Source organism: Pseudonocardia nigra (genome assembly GCF_019396355.1).
Taxonomy (GTDB): Bacteria; Actinomycetota; Actinomycetes; order Mycobacteriales; family Pseudonocardiaceae; genus Pseudonocardia; species Pseudonocardia nigra.
Genome location: NZ_JAHKRK010000320.1, coordinates 1 through 6401, shown reverse-complemented (window position 1 = coordinate 6401; position 6401 = coordinate 1). Strand labels below are relative to the sequence as shown.

Below are 6401 nucleotides of genomic sequence, written 5' to 3'. Positions count from 1 at the left end.
CTGGTCGAAATGCGCGCCCGCGACGCCGCCGACGCGCAGGAAGCCGAAGAGCACCGCGCCGAGGAACTGAACCGCTGGCACACCGACGACCACGCCGACGAGACCGCCGACGTCGACGAGGACACCGTCGGATACAAGCCCGCCGGCTACGACCCCGTCGGCTACGACCCCGCCGAGGTGCTGTGAGTACGGCCCCAGCTCACGGTGGGCGCTGCCGCGGGCAGCTCCAGCGGCGGCGGACCGCTGCGCCGCCACGCCCACCGCAGCGTCGCCCGGATCGCCTCACACCATCCCGGCCGGTGCTCCAGCAGATCCGGGCGCCGGACGTCGAGCAGTTCCGCGGCCAGGTACTCCGCCTCGATCAGCTCCTCATACGCCGTCACGGTGCGATTCGTGACCGGCGAGTAGGCGAGGAATCGCCGTCCGTTCCGCGTCCGAACGACTGCGCCCGCGATCCACTCGCAGGTCACCGCGACACCAGCCGCGTACCAGTCGGTGACCCCGCGGTCGCCTTGCTGCTGATCGAGCAGTTCAGCGGCGGCCCACACGGCCGCGAACTCGGCGCGGGGCACCCGGAGGTTGCCCACCGGAATCCGCTTGATGTCGTTCTCGGTGACCTCCATGCGCCCACTGTGACAGGCACCACCGACAGTCTGCGACGTCCACGCAGGTCCCGGCCCGCCGGACTCCAGCGGCGGGAGTTTGCGCTCAGGGCCGCGCGGGCCGAGGAACTACCCCGATCGCCCGCCTGCGGCGGGGGCCTGCCGGCCCATGGCTTAGCACGGCCGACCTCACGGTCAAGGGCGCTCCGCTGACGCTCCGCGTCGCTGTCGCGACGGCCTGCGGCCGCCCGTGACCGCGAGCCTCCACGGCCGTGCTGGGACGCCTTGCGGCGGCGGGGAGACAGCGCCCCGCCACCCCAAGGGGACGGGCCACCAGGCCCCGCCAGCATCGGAGGTCAGCATGGGCGCCAGCACCACGACCAGCGCGACGAGCAGCATCGTTCGGCGGTTCGTTGACCCCGACGATCTGGTCTGCCCCGGGTGCGGGGAACAGGCTGTCGGGGTTGCCCCGGTGTACTGGCAGGTGCGCGACGGGCTCCCGGTGGCGCAGTTCTCCCACCCGGACCGGACCGCGCTGTGCCGCACCTTCACGGGCCGGATCGCGGAGCCGGTGGAGGTGGCCCGCTGACCGCGGTGGGCTGTGGTTGACGCGGACCCCACGTTCAGGCACTTTCAGCGGGCAACAGCTGCGGAAACCAGGTTCGCCCACACCAACCCGCAGCAGACGTCCACCACCGGCTCGCCGACAAGGGCCTCACCTACGCGATCCGTAACCGATCCCGACGGCCACCTACTCGGCACAACCCCCATAGAGCAGGGCTGAAAGCCGTCTGAGCTCCGGACCCCCAGAGTTCAGTCAACTGGCCAAAACTCAGGCTCTTGGGCCGGGCGTCGCGCCGGGCTTCGGCCTCGGTGCGGCGTCGACGGAGGTGGGTGAGGCTTTCTTCGAGGGCGGCGACCTCGCCGAGCCAGACGTTGTCGCACGCTTCGGCGAGTCGGGCTTCGGCATTGACGGGTCATCTCCTCGAGGCGCCCGAGCTGGGCAGGGTCCACCTGAAGGAAGCGGCAGCGGTGCAGGCGTGGTCGTGGACGCATGGTGTGCCGTAGGGGGCGGTGGCAGTTGCCGAGGGCGACCTTGCGAAGCAGGGACTGCTGCTCGAACTCGGGCCACTCCTCCGCGCTGGCGGAGCGGAACTCGCCGTCGGGGTGCAGGATGCGGCGGTGTTCACCCGGGCGCGCAGGTGCGCCGCCCCCGCCGCGACGCGGCCGCGCTCATGCTGGGCAGGAAGCGGCCCGCCTGGCAGTGTGGCGGTTAGAGGTGTCGCCGTGGACGCGGCGCAGGTAGGGGCTTCTCGACCACCCGGACCTGCATCTGCACCGCCGCGACCAGGCAGACCTGTGCCAGCATCGAGACTGCGGTCTGTGCCATCGACATCGCGCCGCATTGGCGGCGATCATGCCGGTGCAGACTGGGTTGCGGTCCCGGCGGAACAGCCCGTGTCCGCCAGCTTGACCCCACCGTGATCTGCATGTTGTCCGCGGTTGCGTGCGCGGCCGGCATCGCACCTGTCAAGTACCCCCTGTGCGCCCGATGATTCCCGTGCCCCGGCGGCAGCTCAAGCTCGGGCACATGGCTGTCCACGGGTCAGGTCAGGGGCAGGGGGGTCAACGCGGCCGCCAGGCCCAGGAGGGCGCAGGCGCCCAGGGTGCGGAGCATTGACCACCGAATCTTGAAGATCATCAGTAGGGCGGCGGCGGTGATGATGACGGCGACCGGGCGGAGGCTGGTGAGGTCGGGTATCTCGAGCCGTACTGGTCCCCAGGTGGTGGTGCTGGTGTCAGCGAACAGGGTGTGCAGGGTGAAGTAGAGGGCGAGGTTGGCGATCACGCCGACGACCGCGGCGGTGATACCGGTCAGCGCGGCGGACAGGGAGCGGTTGTTGCGCAGCCGCTCGATGTAGGGGGCGCCGAGGAAGATGAACAGGAAGCACGGCACGAAGGTCACCCAGGTAGTCAGCAGCGCCCCGATCAGCGCAGCGACCCACGGGTCGAGCGCGCCGGGGTCGCGGAAGGCGCCGAGGAAGGCGACGAACTGCACCACCATGATCAACGGCCCGGGGGTGGTCTCGGCCAGCGCGAGGCCGCGGACCATCTCCCCAGGGGCGAGCCACCCGTAGACCTCCACGGCGCGTTGGGCGACGTAGGCGAGCACCGCGTAGGCGCCGCCGAAGGTGACTAGCGCTGTGGCGGAGAAGAACATGCCCTGCTCGATGAACACGCTACCGGTGCCAGCGAGCACGGCGACGACGATGAGCGGTGCCGCCCAGAGCAGCAGCCCGATGATCAGCACGCGCAGCGCGCGGCGGGTGCTGGGCTTCTCGGCGTGCAGGGCGTCGTCGGGGATCAGCGGTTCCGGGCCGTCGGCCGTGTCGTGCCGGTCCCCGCCGCGCATTGTGTGCGGGGCGAACCGGCCCAGGGCCCAGCCGATCGCGGCTGCGGCGGCGACCACGACGGGGAACGGGATGGCGAACACCGCCAGGGCGAGGAACGCTGCGACGGCGACCGCGACCAGCGCGGGGTGGGCCAGCGCTCGGCGCCCGACCCGGATCACCGCTTGGGTGACGATCGCGAGCACGGCCGGGGCGAGGCCGGCGAACAGCGCAACGACAGCGGTGGTCTCGCCGAACGCGACGTAGATCGCCGACAGGGCGAGCAGGGCGAGCACCCCGGGGATGACGAACAACGTGCCCGCGACCAGCCCGCCGCGGGCGCCGTTGAGCAGCCACCCGACGTAAATGGCCAACTGCTGGGCCTCCGGGCCGGGCAGCAGCATGCAGTAGTTCAGCGCGTGCAGGAACCGCTTCTGCCCAATCCAGCGCTTCTCCTCCACCAGCATCCGCTGCATGACCGCGATCTGGCCGGCCGGACCACCGAATGTCTGCAGCGACACCAGAAACCAGGCCCGCACAGCGCTGCGGAACGGCACCAGATCCCGCATCGACGTCGCCGGCGGAGACGACGACGAGTTCGTGCTGCGGTCCTTGGGCTCGGACGAGCTCACGGACAACCTCCCGACGGATCAGAGCGGCGGTCGCCCCCACTAACGTCCCGCACCGTAACCTTGGTTGCACCAAGGGGCTAGCTGAGGTGTGGTGCTTCACGGCCGGCTGAGTCATGTGCAGTCAAGGGATGCTCATGGTGCACGACAACCATGGTTGCACTAGCGTGCGGGGTGGTCGAAGGGACGTGCCGGAAGCGAGGCGAAGGTTGATGGTCATGACCTCGGCAGGACGACGGCGAGCGCTGTTGGCGGTGGCCGGCGCTGCGGTGCTAGTGCTCGCCGGCTGCAGCAGCGGCGGCGAGGCGGGAGCGGCCGGTGAGAATGTCACCGCCACTCGGGACGCCGCCATTCACGAGACCGAACAGGGCGCCGCGCAGGACGCTGTGGCACCGGTGCCGACCAGTGAGGGGGACTGGCAGGGCGTCGCGGAAGCGTTGGGTCGCCAGGGCACGCTGTCGAACGAGACGGTGTACCGGGTGAGCTTCCCCCGCGCGGATCTGTCGGTGACCTCGCAGGGCGTGCAGATCGCGCCCGGGTTCGCGCTGGGCTCCTACGCGGCGTTCGCCCGCTACCCCGACACCACGATGGTGATGGGAGACCTGGTGGTCACCGAGCAGGAGCTGCAGCAGGTCACCACGGCGCTGCAAGACAACGGGATCGGCCAGACCGCGGTGCACAAGCACCTGCTCGCCCACGAGCCGCCGATTTGGTGGACCCACTTCGAGGCCGCGGGCCCGGACCCGGTCGCCTTAGCTCGTGGAATCCGAGCGGCCCTGGACCAAACCGCGACCCCACCCGCCGGCTCCGGGTCCCCTTCAACTGGCCAGCTCGACCTGGACACCGCGGCCATCGATGCCGCGCTGGGCACCGCAGGCAGCGCCGAGGGCGGGATCTACAAGTTCTCCTTCGCCCGCGCCGAGACGGTGAGCATGCATGGGCGGGTACTGCCGCCAGCGATGGGCGTCACGACCGCGATCAACTTCCAGCCCACCGGGGGCGGCAACGCGGCGATCAACGGCGACTTCGTGATGACGGCCGACGAAGTCCAAGGCGTGATCCAGGCGCTACGCGAGGGCGGGATCGAGATCGTCGAGCTGCACAACCACACCCTCGCCGAGCAGCCTCGCCTGTTCTACATGCACTTCTGGGCCAATGACGACGGCGCCGCGCTCGCCCAGACCCTGGCCCGCGCGGTCGACGCCCACAACGTCCGGCCGGTCGGATGACAGCGACAGCAGTGTCAGTGGAAGAGGGGTAAGCCGATGAGGCCGCAGAATCTGCTGGACTGGGTGGCGTTCGCCTTCCTGCTCGTCGGGGCGTTCGCCTGGGCGGCGTTCGTCACCGACGTCAACGTGCTCGACCGCGCCTTGGAGCCGATTGCTGACCCGCTCGACGACATCGTGTTCGTCCTGATCGGGCTCTCCGGGCTCTACTGGGTGGCCCGCGTCATCGGTCTCGGCCCGAAACCGACCCAGTGACCAGCCAGCCACCCGCCGATCCCGGGCAGTGGGTGCTGCTGTCCTACCGGATGCCCCGCGAACCCTCCACCCGCCGCATCAGTGTGTGGCGGAAACTCAAACGCCTCGGAGTCGCCCAGATCTCCGACGGCCTCGTCGCGCTACCCGCCGACGCCCGCACCCGGGAGCACTTCGACTGGATCGCCGAGGAAATCCGCGACGGCGGCGGAACCGCCGCCGTGTGGACGGCCTCTCCCGCCGCGACCAGCACCGAACGTGACCTGGCCACCGGCATGGCCACCGCCCGTGCCGCCGAGTACCGGGCGATCCTCGACCAGGCCACCATCGCCCGTAGCGCCGATCCCAGCCAGGGGGCCACCGCGCTGCGGCGACTGCGGGCGGAACTGCGGCGCATCACCCGCCGCGACTACTTTCCGCCTGTCGAACGCGATCTGGCCCGCGCCGCCGTCGACCAACTGGCCCGCTCCCTCGATTCCGGCGACGATCGCGACCGGGCCGCCGACACCCGCCTCACCCTCGAGGAGCAGCGATGAAGTGGACCACCCGCGCGGCGATCCACATCGACCGGGCCGCGTGCGCCTGGTTGATCCGCCGCCACATCGACGCCGCCGCCGAGTTCGTCTTCGTCACCGACCCGGCCGCGGTGCCCACCGACGCCACCCCGTTCGACATGCCCGGCGTCGACCTGTCCCACCACAACGGCGACTGCAGCTTCGAAACCATTTTGCGCCGCTACCAGCTCGACGACCCCGTCCTATGGAAGGTCGCCGAAATCGTCCACGAAGCGGACTTGGACGACGAACGCTACGACGCACCCGAAGCCCCCGGCCTCGACGTCGCACTACGCGCCCTATCCATGGTCTGCACCGATCACGACGTCCTCACCCACACCGCCCCGCTCTTCGACGGCCTCTACGAGTACTACCGCCGCGCCACCCTGCTCGGACGAGAGCCTGCCTGACGAGCAACCAGGCACGGCGGCGTCCCCGCAAGGCGGCAACATGAGCGTTAGCTGACGCGCCCTGCCGCGTACTGCCCTGCGCTCAGACGTTGATCTTTGGCCACACTCGTGGCCACGAACTGGCGTCGACCAATGCCAGTGATGCTCGATCCGGCGCCTCTGGACCCCGGAAAGCACCAGGTCGCCGGGTATGTGGGCGCCGGCGTTCCAACTAGGTGAGCTAGGACCGAAGAAGTCGGTAAGAACGAGTCAAGTTTGGCCATCGCGAGCCGAGACTCAGGGGCGTAATGTGCTCCATGCTCGCTCCACAGCGCAACGACAGCGCACCTGACCTGCAT

General features: G+C 70.0%; 8 protein-coding genes. 6 read left to right on the top strand and 2 right to left on the bottom strand.

What is annotated here, in order from left to right:
• Window positions 1-186 (top strand): hypothetical protein (locus KME75_RS39070; RefSeq protein WP_219419977.1); only part of this gene is annotated, 186 nt, incomplete at its 5' end.
• On the opposite strand, the gene KME75_RS39065 is transcribed toward KME75_RS39070, so the two are convergent.
• Window positions 162-623 carry a hypothetical protein gene (locus tag KME75_RS39065; protein ID WP_219419976.1) on the bottom strand — a complete coding sequence of 154 codons (462 nt, stop codon included), beginning with the start codon at window positions 621-623 and terminating at the stop codon, window positions 162-164. The genes KME75_RS39070 and KME75_RS39065 overlap by 25 nt on opposite strands.
• Window positions 624-963: 340 nt before the next feature.
• On the opposite strand from KME75_RS39065, the gene KME75_RS39060 reads away from it, so the two are divergent.
• The gene (locus KME75_RS39060; RefSeq protein ID WP_219419975.1) at window positions 964-1191 is read left to right on the top strand and encodes a hypothetical protein; all 228 of its coding nucleotides are present in this window, start codon (window positions 964-966) and stop codon (window positions 1189-1191) included.
• A gap of 1017 nt (window positions 1192-2208) precedes the next feature.
• Here KME75_RS39060 and chrA read toward each other — a convergent pair.
• Complete coding sequence (gene chrA, locus KME75_RS39055; RefSeq protein ID WP_219419974.1) at window positions 2209-3624, bottom strand: chromate efflux transporter; 1416 nt, start codon at window positions 3622-3624, stop codon at window positions 2209-2211.
• 215 nt (window positions 3625-3839) lie between these two features.
• Here chrA and KME75_RS39050 point away from each other — a divergent pair, with 215 nt between their 5' ends.
• Genes KME75_RS39050 through KME75_RS39035 form a run of 4 tightly spaced genes read left to right on the top strand, consistent with a single transcriptional unit; the run spans window position 3840 to window position 6063 of the window.
• Entirely contained in the window at window positions 3840-4850 is a 1011-nt protein-coding gene (locus KME75_RS39050; protein ID WP_246633692.1) for a DUF1259 domain-containing protein, read from the top strand.
• 36 nt (window positions 4851-4886) lie between these two features.
• Complete coding sequence (locus KME75_RS39045) at window positions 4887-5102, top strand: DUF378 domain-containing protein (protein WP_219419973.1); 216 nt, start codon at window positions 4887-4889, stop codon at window positions 5100-5102.
• On the top strand, window positions 5099-5635 hold the full coding sequence (locus KME75_RS39040) for a Chromate resistance protein ChrB (RefSeq protein WP_219419972.1): 537 nt from the start codon (window positions 5099-5101) through the stop codon (window positions 5633-5635). The genes KME75_RS39045 and KME75_RS39040 overlap by 4 nt, the downstream gene beginning before the upstream one ends.
• A complete protein-coding gene (locus KME75_RS39035; RefSeq protein ID WP_219419971.1) occupies window positions 5632-6063 on the top strand; it encodes a chromate resistance protein ChrB domain-containing protein in 432 nt (143 codons plus the stop codon). The genes KME75_RS39040 and KME75_RS39035 overlap by 4 nt, the downstream gene beginning before the upstream one ends.
• Window positions 6064-6401 lie beyond the last annotated feature (338 nt).

Coding starts and splice junctions, on each gene's coding strand:
- KME75_RS39035 (WP_219419971.1), top strand. CDS start 5,632: ATGAAGTGGACCACCCGCGCGGCGATCCACATCGACCGGGCCGCGTGC.
- KME75_RS39060 (WP_219419975.1), top strand. CDS start 964: ATGGGCGCCAGCACCACGACCAGCGCGACGAGCAGCATCGTTCGGCGG.
- KME75_RS39050 (WP_246633692.1), top strand. CDS start 3,840: ATGACCTCGGCAGGACGACGGCGAGCGCTGTTGGCGGTGGCCGGCGCT.
- KME75_RS39045 (WP_219419973.1), top strand. CDS start 4,887: ATGAGGCCGCAGAATCTGCTGGACTGGGTGGCGTTCGCCTTCCTGCTC.
- KME75_RS39065 (WP_219419976.1), bottom strand. CDS start 623: ATGGAGGTCACCGAGAACGACATCAAGCGGATTCCGGTGGGCAACCTC.